The 17,594-nt window shown below is 60.5% G+C and carries 19 protein-coding genes; 10 read left to right on the top strand and 9 right to left on the bottom strand.

Features of this window, described 5'->3' with window-relative positions:
- Positions 1 to 68 precede the first annotated feature (68 nt).
- Complete coding sequence (locus ACR0NW_RS15640; RefSeq protein WP_480451054.1) at positions 69 to 527, bottom strand: NUDIX hydrolase; 459 nt, start codon at positions 525 to 527, stop codon at positions 69 to 71.
- A 260-nt stretch (positions 528 to 787) separates the two neighbouring features.
- Between ACR0NW_RS15640 and ACR0NW_RS15645 the strand changes: the two genes are divergently transcribed.
- Entirely contained in the window at positions 788 to 2,398 is a 1,611-nt protein-coding gene (locus tag ACR0NW_RS15645; RefSeq protein ID WP_480451053.1) for a GMC family oxidoreductase, read from the top strand.
- Positions 2,399 to 2,444: 46 nt separating this feature from the next.
- Here ACR0NW_RS15645 and hrpB read toward each other — a convergent pair whose 3' ends face one another.
- Both hrpB and ACR0NW_RS15655 read right to left on the bottom strand, forming a co-directional pair.
- The gene (gene hrpB, locus ACR0NW_RS15650) at positions 2,445 to 4,895 is read right to left on the bottom strand and encodes an ATP-dependent helicase HrpB (protein WP_480451052.1); all 2,451 of its coding nucleotides are present in this window, start codon (positions 4,893 to 4,895) and stop codon (positions 2,445 to 2,447) included.
- A 42-nt stretch (positions 4,896 to 4,937) separates the two neighbouring features.
- A complete protein-coding gene (locus ACR0NW_RS15655) occupies positions 4,938 to 5,651 on the bottom strand; it encodes a DUF3108 domain-containing protein (RefSeq protein WP_480451051.1) in 714 nt (237 codons plus the stop codon).
- 83 nt (positions 5,652 to 5,734) lie between these two features.
- Here ACR0NW_RS15655 and meaB point away from each other — a divergent pair, with 83 nt between their 5' ends.
- The 4 genes from meaB (at position 5,735) to ACR0NW_RS15675 (ending at position 8,614) form a co-directional block, all read left to right on the top strand.
- A complete protein-coding gene (meaB, locus tag ACR0NW_RS15660; protein WP_480451050.1) occupies positions 5,735 to 6,712 on the top strand; it encodes a methylmalonyl Co-A mutase-associated GTPase MeaB in 978 nt (325 codons plus the stop codon).
- 245 nt (positions 6,713 to 6,957) lie between these two features.
- Positions 6,958 to 7,245 (top strand): 50S ribosomal protein L28, encoded by a 288-nt coding sequence (gene rpmB, locus ACR0NW_RS15665; RefSeq protein ID WP_039532366.1) that lies wholly within the window; start codon positions 6,958 to 6,960, stop codon positions 7,243 to 7,245.
- A 463-nt stretch (positions 7,246 to 7,708) separates the two neighbouring features.
- Entirely contained in the window at positions 7,709 to 8,098 is a 390-nt protein-coding gene (locus ACR0NW_RS15670; protein WP_480451049.1) for a hypothetical protein, read from the top strand.
- Between the two features lie 42 nt (positions 8,099 to 8,140).
- Positions 8,141 to 8,614, top strand: a complete 474-nt coding sequence (locus tag ACR0NW_RS15675; RefSeq protein WP_480451048.1) for a copper chaperone PCu(A)C — start codon at positions 8,141 to 8,143, stop codon at positions 8,612 to 8,614.
- A 106-nt stretch (positions 8,615 to 8,720) separates the two neighbouring features.
- On the opposite strand, the gene ACR0NW_RS15680 is transcribed toward ACR0NW_RS15675, so the two are convergent.
- Together ACR0NW_RS15680 and ACR0NW_RS15685 are read right to left on the bottom strand one after the other, a co-directional pair.
- Positions 8,721 to 9,329, bottom strand: coding sequence for an HdeD family acid-resistance protein (locus ACR0NW_RS15680; protein ID WP_480451046.1), 609 nt, complete (start codon positions 9,327 to 9,329; stop codon positions 8,721 to 8,723).
- 77 nt (positions 9,330 to 9,406) lie between these two features.
- A complete protein-coding gene (locus tag ACR0NW_RS15685) occupies positions 9,407 to 10,102 on the bottom strand; it encodes an NAD-dependent deacylase (RefSeq protein ID WP_480451044.1) in 696 nt (231 codons plus the stop codon).
- Positions 10,103 to 10,129: 27 nt separating this feature from the next.
- Between ACR0NW_RS15685 and ACR0NW_RS15690 the strand changes: the two genes are divergently transcribed.
- Complete coding sequence (locus tag ACR0NW_RS15690; RefSeq protein ID WP_480451042.1) at positions 10,130 to 10,573, top strand: low molecular weight protein-tyrosine-phosphatase; 444 nt, start codon at positions 10,130 to 10,132, stop codon at positions 10,571 to 10,573.
- Here ACR0NW_RS15690 and ACR0NW_RS15695 read toward each other — a convergent pair.
- The 3 genes from ACR0NW_RS15695 to ACR0NW_RS15705 form a co-directional block, all read right to left on the bottom strand.
- The gene (locus ACR0NW_RS15695; protein WP_480451040.1) at positions 10,570 to 11,535 is read right to left on the bottom strand and encodes a LysR family transcriptional regulator; all 966 of its coding nucleotides are present in this window, start codon (positions 11,533 to 11,535) and stop codon (positions 10,570 to 10,572) included. The genes ACR0NW_RS15690 and ACR0NW_RS15695 overlap by 4 nt on opposite strands.
- Before the next feature lie 130 nt (positions 11,536 to 11,665).
- Positions 11,666 to 11,977 (bottom strand): hypothetical protein, encoded by a 312-nt coding sequence (locus ACR0NW_RS15700; RefSeq protein ID WP_170651484.1) that lies wholly within the window; start codon positions 11,975 to 11,977, stop codon positions 11,666 to 11,668.
- Positions 11,978 to 11,979: 2 nt separating this feature from the next.
- The gene (locus tag ACR0NW_RS15705; protein WP_480451039.1) at positions 11,980 to 13,080 is read right to left on the bottom strand and encodes a Hint domain-containing protein; all 1,101 of its coding nucleotides are present in this window, start codon (positions 13,078 to 13,080) and stop codon (positions 11,980 to 11,982) included.
- A gap of 163 nt (positions 13,081 to 13,243) precedes the next feature.
- On the opposite strand from ACR0NW_RS15705, the gene lepA reads away from it, so the two are divergent.
- From lepA to ACR0NW_RS15725, 4 genes are all read left to right on the top strand, one after another.
- Positions 13,244 to 15,043 carry a translation elongation factor 4 gene (gene lepA, locus ACR0NW_RS15710; protein WP_480451037.1) on the top strand — a complete coding sequence of 600 codons (1,800 nt, stop codon included), beginning with the start codon at positions 13,244 to 13,246 and terminating at the stop codon, positions 15,041 to 15,043.
- Positions 15,043 to 15,837, top strand: coding sequence for a hypothetical protein (locus ACR0NW_RS15715; protein ID WP_480451036.1), 795 nt, complete (start codon positions 15,043 to 15,045; stop codon positions 15,835 to 15,837). Before lepA ends, ACR0NW_RS15715 begins: the two co-directional genes overlap by 1 nt.
- Positions 15,838 to 16,124: 287 nt before the next feature.
- A complete protein-coding gene (locus ACR0NW_RS15720) occupies positions 16,125 to 16,367 on the top strand; it encodes a hypothetical protein (RefSeq protein ID WP_480451034.1) in 243 nt (80 codons plus the stop codon).
- Between the two features lie 193 nt (positions 16,368 to 16,560).
- Positions 16,561 to 17,013 (top strand): hypothetical protein, encoded by a 453-nt coding sequence (locus ACR0NW_RS15725; protein ID WP_480451032.1) that lies wholly within the window; start codon positions 16,561 to 16,563, stop codon positions 17,011 to 17,013.
- 100 nt (positions 17,014 to 17,113) lie between these two features.
- Here ACR0NW_RS15725 and ACR0NW_RS15730 read toward each other — a convergent pair whose 3' ends face one another.
- Positions 17,114 to 17,530 carry a type II toxin-antitoxin system Phd/YefM family antitoxin gene (locus ACR0NW_RS15730; RefSeq protein WP_480451030.1) on the bottom strand — a complete coding sequence of 139 codons (417 nt, stop codon included), beginning with the start codon at positions 17,528 to 17,530 and terminating at the stop codon, positions 17,114 to 17,116.
- Between the last annotated feature and the right edge of the window lie 64 nt (positions 17,531 to 17,594).

Genomic DNA, 17,594 nt, shown 5'->3' on the forward strand with positions numbered 1-17,594 from the left:
AGGCGCCCGCGCGCTACAGCCTTGCGCCGGATGGGGCAAGGGGTTGTCATGAAAATTTTACAAATCCGTTACATTTGCCGCAATATGGCCTGCAACTCGGGCTCTCTCACCCGATCTGCCGCATCGCTGGCACTTACCCAGCACCGTTTTCTCTCATGCGCCTCGGGATAGTCATCCGCCAGTTCCGAGACATGGATATGATAAACATTGGTCTGGATCGGCAGAGCCGAGCCATCCTTCATCATCTTGTCGTAGGAATAATATCCCACCGGCTCGCTGTCGACATTCGCCCGGCTAACCCCGGCTTCTTCCCAAGCTTCCTGCAACGCGGTCTCGGCCCCGTCCAGACCGTCGATCGGCCAGCCTTTGGGAATGATCCAGCGTCCGGTATCGCGGCTGGTGATCAGCAGCACGGTATTCCGCCCGTCCACCTGTTTGGTGCACAGCGCTGCGCACTGCACCCGCTTGGGACGCAGGACAAGAGGTCTGGCGACCTCTTCCCAGATATTACGCAGCCATGTTGCCATGTCAAAAGTGCCTGTCTTGTGCCCGGATATTTCCGTGGGTTCGCTTTGATACCTGATTTGGCTGAAATTTTCAACAATCGCACTGGAACGTGGGCCTTTCCCGCGAATTTTCAATAGCACCGGATTGCTTCGACGGCTCCGGTTGGTATGTCCCCGCCTATTCCTCACAATTCGGGGCACAAATAACTGCCTGATTGCCCGAGGTTCTCCATTGCAACCGCCGCGCCAATCGGCAAGCTGACGCACAGGGGAGGAACCGGATGACAGATCAACTGGACGGAGACTACGACTACGTGATCGTTGGTGGCGGCACGGCAGGATGTGTTCTGGCCAACCGCCTGAGCGAAGACCCCGGCACCCGCGTTCTTCTTCTCGAAGCAGGCGGCAATGATCGCTATCACTGGGTGAACATTCCCGTCGGCTATCTCTATTGCATCGGTAATCCGCGCGTGGACTGGATGATGAAGACAGCCGAGGAGCCGGGTCTGAACAACCGGTCCCTCGTCTATCCGCGCGGCAAGGTTCTGGGCGGCTGCACCTCGATCAACGGCATGATCTACATGCGCGGACAAGCCGCCGACTACGACGGCTGGCGGCAGATGGGCAACACCGGCTGGGGCTGGGATGACGTTCTGCCGTGGTTCCGCAAGTCCGAGGATCACCACAAGGGCGAAACCGACCTGCACGGGGCAGGGGGCGAATGGAAGGTAACCACACAGCGCCTCGGCTGGGACATCCTACGCGCCTTTCAGGAGGGCGCGAAGGAATTCGGCTATATGCCGACCGCCGACTTCAACGCCGGCACCAACGAAGGGTCAGGCTTTTTCGAGGTAAACCAGAAGAATGGTGTGCGCTGGAACACCACCAAGGCGTTTCTGCGACCGGCCATGAAGCGCCCCAACCTGCGGGTACTAACCCATGCCATGACCGACCGGCTGATCCTTGATGGCCGCCGTGTCACCGGCGTCGCCTTCCGCCACAAGGGGCAGGCGCGCACCGTCAGTGCCAGACGTGAGGTCCTGCTTGCCGCCGGGGCCATCAATTCCCCGAAACTGCTGGAGCTTTCGGGCATCGGCCAGCCCGACCGCCTGTCCGCGCTGGGCATAACCCCGGTTCACGACCTGCCGGGCGTTGGCGAAAACCTGCAGGATCACCTGCAAATCCGCACCGCCTTCCGTGTCAGTAACACACGTACGCTGAATGAAACCGCCAACTCCTTGACCGGGCGTATCGGCATCGCCCTCAAATACGCGCTGACCCGTTCCGGCCCTCTGTCGATGGCACCCAGCCAGTTCGGCATGTTCACCAAATCCGACCCTGCACTCGCCACTCCTGATCTGGAATACCATGTCCAGCCACTATCTACCGACCGCCTCGGTGACCCGCTGCACCCGTTCCCGGCCATCACCGTATCGGTCTGCAATCTGCGCCCCGAAAGCGTCGGCGATTGTCACATCACCCAAAACGCTGCTGATCCACAGCCCCATATCCGCCTCAACTACCTGAGCGCCGAACGCGACAAACAGGTCGCGGTGACCGCTGTCAAACAGGCGCGCAGGATCATGACGGCCAAAGCGCTGCAGCCATACGATCCACAGGAGTTTCTACCCGGCCCCTCCATCCGGTCCGATACCGAACTTCTGCACGAGGCCGGCAACATCGCTACCACGATCTTTCACCCCACCGGCACCTGCAAAATGGGCACCGACCCCATGGCCGTAACCGCGCCGGACCTGCGGGTTCACGGTCTTGACGGGCTGCGGGTCATCGACGCCTCGATCATGCCGAAAATCGTATCCGGCAACACCGCCTCACCCGTCATCATGATCGCCGAAAAAGCCGCCGACATGATCCGCTCTTCATCTTTTTGAAAATACTCTGGGGGAGACGCCGAAGGCGGCGGGGGCAAAGCCCCCTCTACGACCGCCGCTTGGCACGCAGTGTCGGGTCGGCCTGCGTCGGGTCTTCGGGCCACGGATGTTTGGGATACTGCGCCCGCATGTCCTTGCGCACATCCGCATAAGACCCGGCCCAAAACCCCGGCAGATCACGGGTGATCTGTATGGGCCGCTGTGCAGGGGATAACAGCGTGATCTTCAGCGGCTCACCCCCGATCACCGGATGCCGTGTGACGCCAAACAGCTCCTGCAAACGGACCGAGATTTCCGGCACCGCCGCGCCGTAATCAATGGGGACCTTGCGCCCCAGCGGCGTCACGAAAGACCCCGGCGCGCGCCGGTCCAGCTCTTGCATCTGATCCCAGCTCAACCGCGTTTGCAGCGCGGGCAACAGATCAAAACGTTTCCAGTCTTCGGCGGTTTTGACGCTGGACAGCATTGACAGCAGCCAATCTTCGACCGTGGCCGTCAACCCTTCGACGGTAAAGTCAGGCAGATCAATGCCTTCGGAACGCACCAGCTCAACCCGCGCCGCCAACCGCGCCGCCGCGCCATCCAGCCGGATGCCCAGATCGCGCACCCCGTCCAGCATCGCGCGCGCGACATCCTCGTCCGGCACATCCTTCCAGATGCGGTCGTCCAGAGTAATGGCGCCGAACCGCTCCTGCCGCCGCGCTACGACGCGCCGTTCGCGCTTCGACCACGCGCAACTGTCGGCCCATTCAATCAGATCGGCAAAGAGATCGCGAATTTCGCGTTCGGAAATCTGCGCCGCCATCCGCAAACGCGCCTCGCGCGGGTTTCCATCGGTATCGATCGCCACCAGATTGGACGCACCCGCCAGCGTATCGCCGCTTTCCATCACGACACCCTTGCCGCCCGACAGTACAAATCGCGGTACATCCCCTTTGCGCCGCTGTCCGATCCGATCCGGATAAGCCAGCGCCGCCATGGCCGCCGGGCTCAGGTCGCGGGTCTTGCCACCAGCCTGCTTTTGCAGCCGCTTTGCCTCGCCCCGGATGCGGTCCACAACGCCCGGGTTTACCTGCCACGGCCGGTTGCGCTGAAACGCGCGGAGGTCCCGCAGCGCCTCAAGACGCAACGCCAGATCAACCGGCGCGCCCTTCAGCGGGTCCCGCTCGGCCATCAGCGCCGCCAAAGTCGCGGCCTGCGGGCCTGCTTCGACTAGCATGTGCCCCAACCGCGGATGCAGCGGCAGCGCCGCCAGTGCCCGCCCATGATCGGTAATCCGCCCCTTGCCATCCAGCGCCCCAAGCATCGCCAGCAGCGCCCGCGCCTCGGCCATTGCACCTTCGGGCGGTGGGGTCAGAAAGGCCAGATCACCGGGATCAGCCCCCCAAAGCGCCAGTTCCAGCGCCAGCCCGGTCAGGTCCGCCGCCTCGATCTCGGCCGGGGGATAGGCGGCCAATGCGCCTTCCTCTCCCTTCGACCACAACCGGTAACACGCACCCTCTGCCACACGCCCGGCGCGGCCCGCGCGCTGTGTGGCCTCGGCCCGCGTCACCCGTTCTGTCACCAGCCGCGACATGCCCGATCCGGGATCAAATCGCGCACGCCGGGCCTGACCCATATCCACCACCACCCGGATATCCGGAATGGTCAGCGAGGTTTCGGCAATCGACGTCGCCAGAACCACCTTTCGCCCGCCATTAACCGGGGCAATCGCCGCGCGCTGGGCGGCAAACGGCATGGCACCAAACAGGGGCCTGATCGTACAAACCCCAGGCAACCGTCCGGTCAGCGCCGCCTCGGCCCGCCTGATCTCACCCTCACCAGGCAGAAACACCAGCATTCCGCCGCCAACGCTACGCGTCTCTCGCTCGGCCTGTACGACCAGATCGACAAGCGCATCCAGCCGCCGCGCCTTTTGCCCCAAGGGCCGCTCCAACCAGCGCAGATCGACCGGAAAGCTCCGCCCTTCCGAGGTCACCAGCGGCGCATCCATCAAGCGCCCCACAGGGTCAGCATCCAGTGTCGCCGACATTGCCAGCAGGATCAGATCGTCGCGCAGCGCCCCGGTTACTTCCAGACACAAGGCCAGCCCCAGATCAGCATTCAGCGAACGCTCGTGAAATTCATCGAAAATGACCGCACCCACGCCCGGCAGGTCGGGATCGGATTGCAGCATCCGGGTCAGAATGCCCTCGGTCACGACCTCGATCCGCGTGGCCTTGGAAACCTTCGCATCACCCCGCACACGATACCCAACGGTCTCGCCCGCGCGCTCGCCCAGCGTTTCTGCCATGCGCTCCGCCGCTGCCCGCGCGGCCAGCCGGCGTGGCTCCAGCATCACGATACGCCCGTCGCACAGCCCGGCCTCCAGCATGGCCAGCGGCACGCGCGTGGTCTTGCCTGCTCCGGGCGGGGCCTGCAGAACGGCCCGGCCCGAGGTGCGCAGAACCTCCAGCAGTTCGGGAATGGCGTCGTCAATCGGCAGGCGCAGTGTCATCCGGCCCTTATCCGCCAACTCGCCAGCGCCGTCCAGATCGCACTATTTCCGCACAACCGTTGCCGCGCCATAGACCGTCTGCGCCTGTACATGTACCGCCCGCATGACGCCGCCCTGCGCCTCATAGGTTACCGTCAAAGGAAATTGGCTGCCCTTGCGCAGATCATCAGGCGCATAGCCGCTGAGCCGGGTAAAGGCACCGCTGCACCGAACCGTGCCACCTGAGTCCACACGCTGGGTCAGGGCAATCTCGGTCAACCGCTCGCCGTCATAGATTTTCTGTCGCAACCTGCACAGGTCTTCGGGTCGCTGATCCCGCAAAACCATGAAGATCGCGGTCAACGGGTCCACCGCACCGCGCTGTTCCTGATCGGTCACGGAATAGGCCGTCCTTTCCCCGATCTCCGACCCGCTGGCCGTCGCCACGCCGCCCGAATAGGTCAACCGTGCGCGTGACTGGCGCTGGCCTGTGTCCATATCCTCGACGTACTGTTGCGGGATGAACCGATCCCCTTTGCGCCGCCCTGACGCCTGAATAACAAACCGCACCTGCTTGATCGCACCGACCAGCCCCGTCGTGGCAAGCTGCGCCGACACCGAATAGCGCGAGGTGCCGGCGCTGCCGTCCAGCGTGAACTCGCCCACCTTCACACCAAGTGCCCGCAAGGCAAAACGCGCCTGCGTCTGCTCCGCCAACAGCGATGCAGGCAGAACCAGAAGGGTCACAATGCAAAAAACATGGCTCAGGCGAAACACGGATCAAAATTCCTATGCGGTCCGGGCTGGACAAACCGGGTTGGTCGGCTGCAAGTATTCGTGCCACAGAATTTGGGGTCAGAATGCAATTAGACAGCCTGAGTGACAAGATTTTGAACGGCGACCGCCGGGCGCTGGCCCGTGCGATCACGCTTGTCGAAAGCAAACGCCCTGACCACCGCGCTCAGGCCGCTGAGCTGCTGGAGCGTCTCGGACGCGCCGACCGCCAGTCGCTGCGCATCGGCCTGTCGGGCACGCCCGGTGTTGGCAAATCCACCTTCATTGAAAGTTTCGGCATGCTGCTGACCGGGCAGGGGCTGCGAGTCGCGGTCCTTGCGGTTGATCCCAGTTCCGCCCGCTCAGGCGGATCGATCCTTGGCGATAAAACCCGGATGGAGCGTCTGAGCCGCGAGAAAAACGCCTTTATCCGCCCGTCCCCCAGCCAAAGCCACCTTGGCGGCGTTGCCCGCCGCACACGCGAAGCGATTGCCCTGTGCGAAGCGGCGGGTTTTGACGTGGTGCTGATCGAAACTGTCGGTGTCGGGCAGTCGGAAACGGTGGTGTCCGAGATGTCTGACCTCTTTCTGCTGTTGCTGGCTCCGGCCGGCGGGGACGAATTGCAGGGCGTCAAGCGCGGCATCATGGAGATGGCCGACATGATTCTGATCAACAAGGCGGACGGTGACCTGAAAGCCACCGCCACCCGCACCTGCGCCGACTATTCCGGTGCGTTGCGTCTGTTGCGCAAGCGCCCGCAGGATCCAGACGATTTCCCCAAGGCCATAATGGTTTCGGCGGTCGAGGAAATGGGCCTGGCCCAAGCCTGGGACGAGATGCAGGCGCTGTCGGACTGGCGCAGGGAAAACGGCCACTGGGCAGCCAACCGCGCCGCACAGGCCCGCTACTGGTTCGATCAGGAGGTCCGCCACGCCCTTCTGGCCCGCCTCGATACGCCTGAGGCAAAGGCTGAGATGGCCGTACTCAATGACCGGGTATCACAGGGCCACCTCAGCCCGGGCGCCGCTGCAGAAAAGATGCTGACGACACTGTCCCGCGCCTGATCCTGCGCCGCGCCGTCCTTCTTATCGTTGACAAATGCGGCCGCCGGAGGCATGGCCCGAGCGGGCCATTTCCCGGTCACATCAAAACCACCGGCACCGGCAAAGATTTCGCGCCCGCCCATCTTGACCCCATCCGTGATTCCCACTACACGCATCCAACCAGTTTTCGGGCGCGACTTCGGGTTGCGCCCCTTGTGATTTGGCCGCAGGCAGATGCCCGGCCTCCAGAAACAAAGGAAGAAACCATGTCGCGCCGTTGCGAACTGACCGGAAAAGGCCCGATGACTGGCAACAATGTCAGCCACGCCAAAAACAGAACTCGTCGTCGTTTTCTGCCGAATCTGAACGACGTCACCCTGCAGTCGGAAACCCTGGGCCGTGGCGTCAAGCTGCGCATCTCGGCGGCTGCCCTGCGCTCGGTTGACCACCGTGGTGGTCTGGACGCGTTCCTGGCCAAAGCCAAGGACGAAGAGCTGTCGGCAAACGCACTGAAGGTGAAAAAGGAAATCGCCAAGGCACAAGCCTCGGCCTGATCCGCCTTACATTTCGATTTTCGGAACCCCGCGCGACATCGTGCGGGGTTTTCCTGTTTAAGATCGGTGAGTTGGAAAATCTGCCTCTGTCGGGGTGAAAGCCGAACCGCCAAAATTGTTTTCAAATTTAATATTAATTCGTGTTTTGGCGTGACATTGTTCACATACCGCTCGCAAAAATGCGAATACGTTTGTGCATATTAGTAGATCGGAGGCTCCGCCTATGCCTTTCAAACAATATGCATTTTTTGGAATTCTGATTGATTTCGCGGCAAGCGGAATCAGGAAATGCACTCAGATACAGCGGCGCGTAAACCGTCTGCACACAAGCATGACAACCGATACGTCGTCGCGCCCCAATCTGGACCGGTAATCGGTCCCATCGCCGAATGCAGGGCCGAACCTGCATTCGGCACCCCGGTTTCCGGACATGGTGCGCGGCTATCCTGTCGCAGTCAGTCGAATGCGCTTGAAGCGCTTTTCCGGACCGGCCTATAGAATCCCCAACATGATGGTTCTACGCGGATATCTGGCATTTGCTCTGTCTGTGCTGTTGGTTCTGACCGGGCAGGGGGTTGCCGCCTCGCGCGGCGTTGGCGAGGCTGTTGGCCAGATGGTGCTGTGCACGGGCACGGGCCCCGTTGTTGTCTATATGGACCAGGACGGTCAGCCGACTCGGCCACCTCACTACTGCCCGGATTATGCGCTCAGCCTTCTGGGGGCCGTTCTGCAGGCCGAGCAATCCCTTCCGACACCACCGGACCGTGCGCTGCCCGGACCGGCCACTGTTGCGCACAACCTTATTTCATTGCCGCAGCCACAGACACCTGCGCGCGCGCCTCCTGTTGACTGAATTTTTTCAATAAATTCAGCCAAATCAAAAAGGAGAGGCACGATGACCCTCAAATCCACCCTGTTCGCAACCCTTGCAACCCTGACTCTTGCCGGTACCGCATTGGCGGAAGGCGCCATCATGGTCGATGACGCCTATGCACGCTCATCTGGTAAAAATGCCAAGGCCGGGGCGGCCTTCATGATGATCATGAACCACAGCGACGCGGATGATCGCCTGATCGGCGTGGAATCAGATGTTGCGGCGCGGGTCGAACTGCACACGCACAAGATCAATGACGAAGGCGTAGCCCAGATGATGCATGTCGAGGAAGGCTTTGCCATTCCCGCAGGTGAATCCCACCCGCTGCAGCGCGGCGGTGATCATGTGATGTTCATGGGGCTGAAGCAGTCCTTCGAACAAGGGGCGACCGTCCCCGTAACTCTGATCTTCGAAAACGCCGGAGAGATCGAGGTTGAGATCCCGGTCGATCTGGAACGCCAGGACAGCGGCGCACATAGCGGGCATTCGAACTGAGGTTACACCTGTCTTCAGGCCGCTCTGCGGCCCTCATCCATGCGTCAGGCCGGGCAATGCCCGGCCTGTTGTCGCTTTGAAGGTCCGCGATTGGGCGATTGAACCGCTACCGGTTGACGACGCGCATCGCCAGACGGTCCGCCGCGCGTTTGAAGCGCGCAGTCATGAAAAACATGACGACGGCAAACGCCAACGCGGAAAAGGCGATTGCCCATCCCAGCGCCACAAGGCCGCTACCCGGCCAAAAGATCAACACCAGCCCGATGACCAGCGCCACGATGCCCGAATTGCGCACCGTCGCACGCTCGGGGTCCAGCGTGTGCATCTGCCCCAACGCCATGAGAGAGCCGATACCGATGATCAGCGCCCAGGCGCCCAACAGGAAAAAGGTAATTCTGGCAACGCCTTCCGGCCAGATCAGCAGAACCAGACCGATCACAACGGCGCCGAGGCCGATACCACCGATCAGCCCTCGGCGACCGAACCCAAGCAAGGTCAGCCCGCCATCCAGTATCAAAAGCACTCCGACCAGTCGCAACAGCAGCGAGATGCTGCCTGTCGGCCAGAAAAGTGCCGCGATACCTACAAGCGCGGCCAGAATTCCGCGCAGCAGGAAAGTCCACCACAAGCCCGCCAGATGTTCACCAAGCGCATCCCGATCTGCCATGCTGCCATCGTCGACGATCTCGCCGTGTCGTGTCTCGTTCTCTGTCATGACGCTCCCCAGCTTGTTGTCTTCACAGCATAAACGAGAATTCGGCGCGATGTCTGCAATCTTTCTTTGCCCGCCCGCTATCGGCTGCCAAGCAGTTTGCTGACCCATAGTGGAACGGTTTCGGTGGCCGGACCAAACCGGGTTTCGTCAAAGCTCGAAACGCCTTGCGAAGGTTCCAGATTCAACTCGATCGTGCGTGCACCCGCTGCAATGGCCTCGTGCACAAAGGCTGCTGCCGGATAAACCTGCCCCGACGTGCCGATAGCGGCAAAGACCGATGCCCCGGCCAGATGGTCATAAATCGCATCCATGTGATATGGCATCTCGCCGAACCAGACCACATCCGGCCGCGCGCTGGTATTGGCGCAGGCCGGGCAGGGCTCACCCACGGCCATTTCATCGGGCGATGTCCAGCGATGCCCGCAAGCCCCGCAAAGCGCCCCAGCCAGAGTACCGTGCATGTGGATCACATCCTCGGCCCCGCCCGCCTCGTGCAGGCCGTCTACATTCTGCGTGACGATGATGACCTCGCCCGGCCATTCCCGCTGCAACCGTGCCAGCGCCTTGTGGGCATCATTGGGCAGCGCCTTTGCAGCCTGTACGCGCCGGGCATTGTAGAACCCGTGAACCAGCGCTGGATTGCGCGCAAATCCTTCAGGCGTGGCCACATCTTCGATCCGATGCTGCGCCCACAGCCCGCCCTCGTCGCGGAACGTGCCCAGCCCGCTTTCCGCCGAAATTCCGGCCCCGGTCAGAATGACGATCTTTTCCATTTCCCCTCCGCGCGATACACCAAGCCCATGACCCACCGTATCCTCTTTGTCTGTCTCGGCAACATCTGCCGTTCCCCCGCCGCCGAAGGCGTCTTTCGCGCCCGCGCCCCGCACCACGCCACGGACAGCGCCGGAACCGCTGGCTGGCATGTCGGCAAGCCGCCCTACGGCCCGATGCAGCAGGCCGCGCGCAACCGCGACATCGACCTGAGCGATCTACGCGCGCGGCAGTTTTCAGCCGCTGATTTCGACTGCTTCGATCTGATTCTGGGGATGGATGCCTCCAACCTCGCCGATATCGAGGCCCTGCGCCCGCCCGGCAGCGAGACCCCGGTGCGCCTGCTGACGGATTTTGCCACTGAAACTCAGGCTGATCACGTACCCGACCCGTACTACACCCGCGACTTCGACGGTGCGCTCGATCTGATCGAAGCAGCCGTCGACGGGCTGCAGGCGCATCTGGACCGCTAGTCGCCGATCACCTTCAAGCGTCCGTTCAGCCAAGGCAGGCGCGCCACCGCCGGGTCTATGATCTGGCTCTGCATCAGGCGTCGCATCATCCCGGCAACGTCGCGCGGCACCTGATCCGGCCAGTCGGACCGGGTGAACAGCGAAATCGTGCGCGAGAATTCCTCGAACGGAGCGGGAAACGCGTCCAGCTCATCGTGAAACCGCGCTGCCCGCATATAGCCCAGCGGCGTTGTCATCGCCCAGCCCAGCCCGCGGGCCACCATCGCCATCAGCGCAAGGTGAGATCCGATTTCGAACCGCTCCTCGAATTCCATTTGATGCCGGGCCAGATGGGTTTCGATTTGGCGGCTGATCAACTGCTCGCGCGCATAGCGCAGAAACGGCAGGTCCCTGAGCCCGGCGATCACATCGCTCCCACCGGGCACAACCCCTTTCGGCGCGACCAGAATGAAGGGATCGCGGACCAGAGGGTATTCGACCACCCCCTCCAGCACTTCGCCGCTATGGGCCGACACCGCCAGATGCAGCCGCTGCGATTCCAGCGCCTCGAAAATTTCAAGACTGGGCAGGGTGATCAGCTTGAACTTTGACCGGGTCAGGCTGTCGGCCAGCAGGGTGGCCAGACGTGGCGTCAAGTCGTTGTCGAAATCGTCGATCAACCCGATGGATAGCGTGCTCAGATGACCCAGATCCATTACGGCCAGTTCGCTCTGGGCCATCTGCAACTCGGCCAGCACCGCCTGCACGCGGGTAAGAAAGCCGCGCCCGGCCTGCGTCAGCCGCATCGGCCGCCGCCCGTGATCCACAAGCTCGGTGCCCAGAGCGTTTTCCAGATTGCGCAACTGCTGGCTGACCGAAGGCTGGCTCAGCCCGGTGATCTCGGCGGCCTGCGCCACCGACCCGGTCCGCGCCAGGGCCTCGAATACCTCAAGCCCGCGCAGGGTTATCCCTTTCATCACCATTCCGGCACCCTTTCTGCTGCGCCATTTCTGCGGCCAGCCGCACGAGGGGTCAAGCGTTCAGACAAAAAGACCCCGCCCAGGGCACGCGCCCGGGCGGTTCATCCGCTTTAAAGATCAAAAGGGCCGGGGATCAGCGGCAGACAGCCTGCGCCAGCTTGCCGAACGCCTGATAACGATCCCACAGCGCATCGTCGCGCGCGGTGGTCGACATCTTGAGCACCTGCGCCTGATGTGGATCAGTGAACCACTTGGCCACGACCTTGCGATCACTGCGCGACAGTGCGTCGTTCGCCACTTTCTGAATGCAACTGCACCGCTGCCGCGTTGCGGCCTCACGATCCGACGCCATACAGGCGCGTTTGATCTGCGCCGCGTCTGCGGATTGCGGAGCCACCGCCGTAAACGACGTGGCACAAAGTGCGATGATGAGGAACTGTTTCATGCTCATGCCTCGTATTTTGCCTGCCCGGAGAGATCTGACGCCCCTCTCGGCTGCGCGCGAGTATGAATCAATTGGCGCTCAGGATCAATGGACAAGACCATTTGCACCAAATGCGCCGCTTCCTGCCGCTTTAGGGCAGGCCTTGCTGTTCTTGTTGCAGACGTGATCCGCCCGGCGAGTTGTGGGAAGAACAGGCTGTCCGGATTTTGCAGGGCAGTGAGGGATGAGGTCAAAAGACTCTCGGACGCAGCGCCGTTTGCGCGGATAACGCTGTGGTGCTCCAGCAAAATATGATGATAGCAGGCCATCTTGTGGTCAGACAGGCTTGCGACACCCGCATCCACCAGACTGATTGCCGGCACAAATACTTCGGCGCTGGCATACAGCAATTCAGCAATCGGATGTGAAATCAGCACCCTGTGCTGTTGTGAAATCATCAGCGGTGCAAAGTTCGACAGGACACCTGTTGGGACATCGACCAACCTGAACCGTCCGGCGGTGATGACATCCTGTGATCCAGTCCATTGCACCGGAAGATACCCGTGATCCTGTGTCCAGACCTTGTCGCCTACTGCCAAAGCCTCGATCGGGATGCTGCCGTTTTCGGTATCGATCAAGGTCCCTTTGGCATAGCAGATCGGAGTGACATAATCGCCCTCGTCAAAGCTGGGCCCTTCCTGTGTGTCGACGACAGTCAGCGGCACTCCTGACGGAGGAAACGCGCCCGGACCGCCAATGAACGCGATCCCTTCGACGGTGGCATAGGACGGAGAGGAATTGTTCACGTTGAACGCGACGGCCTGCCACGTATTCGTGCCATCCGTCAGGGTAATGCCATATTCGGCCTCAACCCTCGTGCCGCTGGTGAAAAGTGTTCCGTCAATCGTCTGATCGCCGTCCAGTCGCTGATTGCTGTCGTTGTCGGCAAAATCCGTGTCACTTCCGCCATCGGTTATGAAAACTTCCGTGGCCGCGCGCGAGTCAATCGTGATGGTCTCACCGATCAGGTGTATCCCCGTGCCCTGATTGACGCCGTCCAGCCCCTGCGTGACCGAGATCGTCAGCTGGCTTTCGCCAAGAACAAAGATTGAATAATCGGCCAACGTTTATGCTGCTTTCTTGTTGTTGGTTGGGTCATTTGCCTCCAACATCTTACCCATTCGCAAAAATCGGGTAAATGCCGTGGGGCAGAAAGACGTTGGTGCAGCCTTTATTGCAACGCTTCAACGCTTGACGAGGCCCCAAACTCCGGACATATCCCAACCCATGACAGACCTCGCTCATATCCGCAATTTCTCCATCGTCGCGCATATCGACCATGGCAAATCCACCCTTGCTGACCGGCTCATCCAAGAGACCGGAACGGTCAAGGATCGCGACATGAAGGAACAGCTGCTCGACAGCATGGATATCGAGCGCGAGCGTGGCATCACCATCAAGGCCAACACGGTTCGCATCGACTATACCGCCGACAATGGCGAGCAGTACGTTCTGAACCTGATCGACACGCCCGGCCACGTGGACTTTGCCTATGAGGTCAGCCGGTCCATGCGCGCGGTCGAAGGCTCGCTGCTGGTTGTCGACTCCACCCAAGGGGTCGAGGCGCAGACGCTGGCCAACGTCTATCAGGCCATCGACGCCGATCATGAGATCGTGCCGGTGCTGAACAAGATCGACCTGCCCGCGTCCGATTGTGACCGCGTGGCGGAACAGATCGAAGACGTGATCGGCATCGACGCGACCGACGCCATTCAGGTCAGCGCCAAGACAGGGCAGGGTATCCACGAAACGCTTGAGGCCATCGTTCAGCAACTGCCCGCCCCGCAGGGCAATCTGGATGCGCCGCTCAAGGCGATGCTGGTCGACTCGTGGTACGACGCCTATCTCGGCGTCATCGTTCTGGTCCGCATCATGGACGGCACGCTGAAAAAGGGGATGCGGGTCAAGTTCATGTCGAACAATACCCTGCATCACGTCGACCGTGTCGGCGTCTTCCGCCCCGAGATGGAGATGGTCGACTCCTTAGGCCCCGGTGAGATCGGCTTTCTCACCGCCTCCATCAAACAGGTCCGCGACACCCGCGTCGGTGACACCATCACCAATGACCGCAACGGGGCTGAAGTGGCGCTGGACGGCTTCAAACCCGCGCAGCCGGTGGTGTTCTGTGGCCTCTTCCCCGTCGACAGTTCCGAATTCGAAGACCTGCGCGACGCGATCGACAAACTGGCCCTGAACGATGCCAGCTTCAGCTTTGAAATGGAAACCTCGGCAGCGCTTGGCTTTGGCTTCCGCTGCGGCTTCCTTGGCCTTCTGCACCTTGAGGTCATCCGCGACCGCATCGAGCGCGAATACGATATCGAGCTCATCACGACGGCCCCCTCGGTGATCTATCACGTCTACATGAAAGACGGCGAGATGATCGAGCTGCACAACCCCGCCGACATGCCCGACCCCTCCAAGGTCGACCATATCGAGGAACCGCGCATCAAGGCGACCATCCTGGTGCCTGATGAATTCCTCGGCGACGTGCTGAAACTCTGTCAGGACCGCCGCGGCATCCAGCTGGACCTGACCTATGCCGGTTCCCGCGCCATGGTCGTCTATGACCTGCCGCTGAACGAGGTCGTCTTTGACTTCTACGACCGCCTGAAATCGGTGACCAAGGGCTATGCCAGCTTCGACTACCAGATGACCGGCTATACCGAGGATAATCTGGTCAAGATGTCGGTACTGGTGAATGACGAGCCCGTCGACGCGCTGTCCACCATGGTTCACCGCGACCGGGCCGAAATGCGGGGCCGGGCGATGTGCGAAAAGCTCAAGGACCTGATCCCGCGCCACATGTTCAAAATCCCGATTCAGGCGGCCATCGGCGGCAAGGTCATCGCGCGCGAGACCCTCTCAGCGCTGCGCAAGGACGTGACCGCGAAATGTTACGGCGGCGACGCCACGCGGAAACGCAAACTGCTGGACAAGCAGAAGGCGGGTAAGAAAAAGATGCGGCAGTTCGGGAAGGTCGATATCCCGCAGGAGGCGTTTATTTCGGCGTTGAAGATGGATAGCTAATGGAAGTCCTAGCCGATTTTTACAATAGGCACAGATGGCTTATCGTTTGGTCGGTAGTGGTTTTTGGCGCATTTAGCGTTTTTTCCTATTCTGTTTTATTGGAGTTTCCGCAACACGTCCGTCAGGCCGTTGGGGTGCAAATACTAACGTATTGCACCCAAGACGCTGTTTTTCGAGTTGCTTTTGCGATTTTTTTGGCAAGGGCAGCGACCCTTGTAATCTACGATCCTCTATTCGGTCTTTCTAGGCTGCTGATAATTCAATTTCCTTGGTCCGTTTCAAGAATTCTTCCCACCAAAGCTAAGCGTTGGTCACGGAGGTACATAGTTAAGGCTAGAAGGCTACTTGACGCGGTGCTACTTATTTGGGTTGGTAGGCCTGTATTGATTTCGTCTATCTTTGCTTTTTGCATTTTCTTTTTCACGTTAGAAGGGGAGTTTCGATTTCTGATAGCAATCGTGTTCATTTTGGCGATTGTAATTGTTGGCGGCTATCAAGCAGAAAATCTTTTTGAAGAAAAATGGAAAGTACGTTTTGTTTATTCAAATAGGCGAGTGGACCTGAGTGAAATCAAGGCCATGGGTGTTTCCACAGCTATCCTTTTGTGTGCCTGGCTTATTGGCAATGCAGAGGGGCGGGCGCTTGAAAGGAACGCACCGGAAGTCAAACTGTCTGGTGAGAAGCAAAGGCTCGTATTTGTAGACTCAAATCTCTTTGTAACTCTTCGAACAGTAGAGGGTGAAGATATCTGGGTCTTAAATGTTATTCAGAATATCGGTGAAATTACGGACTAGGAACCAAATCGCTCCAAAAAGTATTAAAGCTCATTAGTCAACTAATTCGCCCGGCGGCACCGTCGGTTCGCCCAATCAAACCGAAGGTTTGCCTCCGGCAAAACGGGCGGAGTCCTCTTGGGTCGGTCGCGGCCCTCATCTCTGCTGATCAACCATCGCACTCGAATTTGCGCCACCCAGCGCACTATCGGCCATCTCCCGCCAGTTGCATTACGCGCCGGTCAACTCCGCTGAAATGCCCTCGGATTTGTGGTATTTTCCTCTCACCATCGTAGGAGGATATTGCGATGAAACATCTGACTATTGCCGCCGCACTCTGTCTCTTTGCCGCTCCTGCCTTTGCCGGGCAGTGCCCCACCGACATTGCCGCCATCGACGCAGCGCTGGCTGCAGGCACCGACCTGACTGACGAACAGATCGTGCAGGTTCAGGCCTGGCGCGACGAGGGGCAGCAGCTGCATGACGCGGGCGACCATGACGCGTCCGTTGAGACGCTCGCTCAGGCCAAAGAGATGCTTGGCCTCAACTGATCTTGTGATTTTCCAGTGATTAGCGTCCGGGGCAGGCGGGTTGGCCGCCTGCCTCAACTCTAACGCTCAGATTAAACAAACATGAAGTTTCCCTAAGGTAACTTGTAACCTTGCCAGCCTCTCCCAATCTGTATGCCACAACGACGGAAGTTCGCTTTTGAGCTCCAAAGGGTCGCATTCAGGAGGAGAGCCCATGACCAGATACATGACTGCCGGAGCAGCCGCTTTGGCCACGAGCCTTGCCCTTGGAACCGCTGCACTGGCCGACGCCACGCCCGATCTGCGCGGCACATGGGCAGGCAGCTACACCACTGTATCGCCCTCGCGCACCGCAACAGGTGACGCACCGCGCTTTGGCAATGCCGAGTGGGTGCTGCATATCGAAAAGCAGCAGGACAACGTGTTCTGGGGCCCCAGCAAATGGCGGCGCGCGGCCAATGACGACTGGACCGTCTATGACGCCACCGGCACCGTCAGCATGGATGGCTCGGGCACTATCGGCATCGTCGAAAGCTCGGCTGATCCAACGATCGGCGTGAATGCCCTGATCGACGCCCGATACGAAGACGGCAAGATTTTTGCCGATTTCCGTAGCCTGCGGAACGGAACGACCTATAGCACCGTTCTGGAACGTCAGGTGAACTGAAGTGTTTCCGGCCCGGACCGGCAGTAGGGGGTATGTTCTGCCGTTGTCCACAAAATGCGGCAGCCGGTTAAAGGGTACGCCGACCGGGCCGGAACGCTTCTCAATTACGGAACCAGCGTCTCCACAGGGAGGAGACGGGCCGGGCGGCAACCTCACCGCCCTCGACAGGGTCCAGACCGCCACGCGCCAGGATGCGGCGTTCCTCGGCGCGGGTCATCTGGATCTCTCGAACCTTCAGCGCTGCCTCGCGCGCGGTGACATAGGTGCCGTCCGGTCCAGGTTCCAGTCCGGGGATGTTTCGCCCCCGTGACCACCATCCGCGAATGCCGCTCAGCGGATGCTTCCATCCCACTCTCTCGTCCGAGTCCAGATCCCAGATCCGGTTCGCCTCGGCAATCGACACCAGCGCGGCCAGCGGTTCGCCGCGCCGCGTCACCACGATCACCTCACGTGGGTCCTGCGCGCGGGTGATCAGGTGTCCCAGCTGGGCGCGGGCCTCGGAAATCGTGTAGCGCATCGGTGGTTTTCCTTTTGTACGATTCGGAAGATTGGTGCCGTGATTCTGGTACAAACCGGACAAA

Source organism: Ruegeria sp. CF5 (genome assembly GCF_056537325.1).

What these genes read in the sequence shown, in the direction of transcription:
- ACR0NW_RS15640 (WP_480451054.1), bottom strand. Translation starts at nt 527, where the DNA reads ATGGCAACATGGCTGCGTAATATCTGGGAAGAGGTCGCCAGACCTCTT.
- ACR0NW_RS15645 (WP_480451053.1), top strand. Translation starts at nt 788, where the DNA reads ATGACAGATCAACTGGACGGAGACTACGACTACGTGATCGTTGGTGGC.
- hrpB (WP_480451052.1), bottom strand. Translation starts at nt 4,895, where the DNA reads ATGACACTGCGCCTGCCGATTGACGACGCCATTCCCGAACTGCTGGAG.
- meaB (WP_480451050.1), top strand. Translation starts at nt 5,735, where the DNA reads ATGCAATTAGACAGCCTGAGTGACAAGATTTTGAACGGCGACCGCCGG.
- rpmB (WP_039532366.1), top strand. Translation starts at nt 6,958, where the DNA reads ATGTCGCGCCGTTGCGAACTGACCGGAAAAGGCCCGATGACTGGCAAC.
- ACR0NW_RS15670 (WP_480451049.1), top strand. Translation starts at nt 7,709, where the DNA reads ATGCGCTTGAAGCGCTTTTCCGGACCGGCCTATAGAATCCCCAACATG.
- ACR0NW_RS15675 (WP_480451048.1), top strand. Translation starts at nt 8,141, where the DNA reads ATGACCCTCAAATCCACCCTGTTCGCAACCCTTGCAACCCTGACTCTT.
- ACR0NW_RS15680 (WP_480451046.1), bottom strand. Translation starts at nt 9,329, where the DNA reads ATGACAGAGAACGAGACACGACACGGCGAGATCGTCGACGATGGCAGC.
- ACR0NW_RS15685 (WP_480451044.1), bottom strand. Translation starts at nt 10,102, where the DNA reads ATGGAAAAGATCGTCATTCTGACCGGGGCCGGAATTTCGGCGGAAAGC.
- ACR0NW_RS15690 (WP_480451042.1), top strand. Translation starts at nt 10,130, where the DNA reads ATGACCCACCGTATCCTCTTTGTCTGTCTCGGCAACATCTGCCGTTCC.
- ACR0NW_RS15695 (WP_480451040.1), bottom strand. Translation starts at nt 11,535, where the DNA reads ATGGTGATGAAAGGGATAACCCTGCGCGGGCTTGAGGTATTCGAGGCC.
- ACR0NW_RS15700 (WP_170651484.1), bottom strand. Translation starts at nt 11,977, where the DNA reads ATGAAACAGTTCCTCATCATCGCACTTTGTGCCACGTCGTTTACGGCG.
- lepA (WP_480451037.1), top strand. Translation starts at nt 13,244, where the DNA reads ATGACAGACCTCGCTCATATCCGCAATTTCTCCATCGTCGCGCATATC.
- ACR0NW_RS15715 (WP_480451036.1), top strand. Translation starts at nt 15,043, where the DNA reads ATGGAAGTCCTAGCCGATTTTTACAATAGGCACAGATGGCTTATCGTT.
- ACR0NW_RS15720 (WP_480451034.1), top strand. Translation starts at nt 16,125, where the DNA reads ATGAAACATCTGACTATTGCCGCCGCACTCTGTCTCTTTGCCGCTCCT.
- ACR0NW_RS15725 (WP_480451032.1), top strand. Translation starts at nt 16,561, where the DNA reads ATGACCAGATACATGACTGCCGGAGCAGCCGCTTTGGCCACGAGCCTT.
- ACR0NW_RS15730 (WP_480451030.1), bottom strand. Translation starts at nt 17,530, where the DNA reads ATGCGCTACACGATTTCCGAGGCCCGCGCCCAGCTGGGACACCTGATC.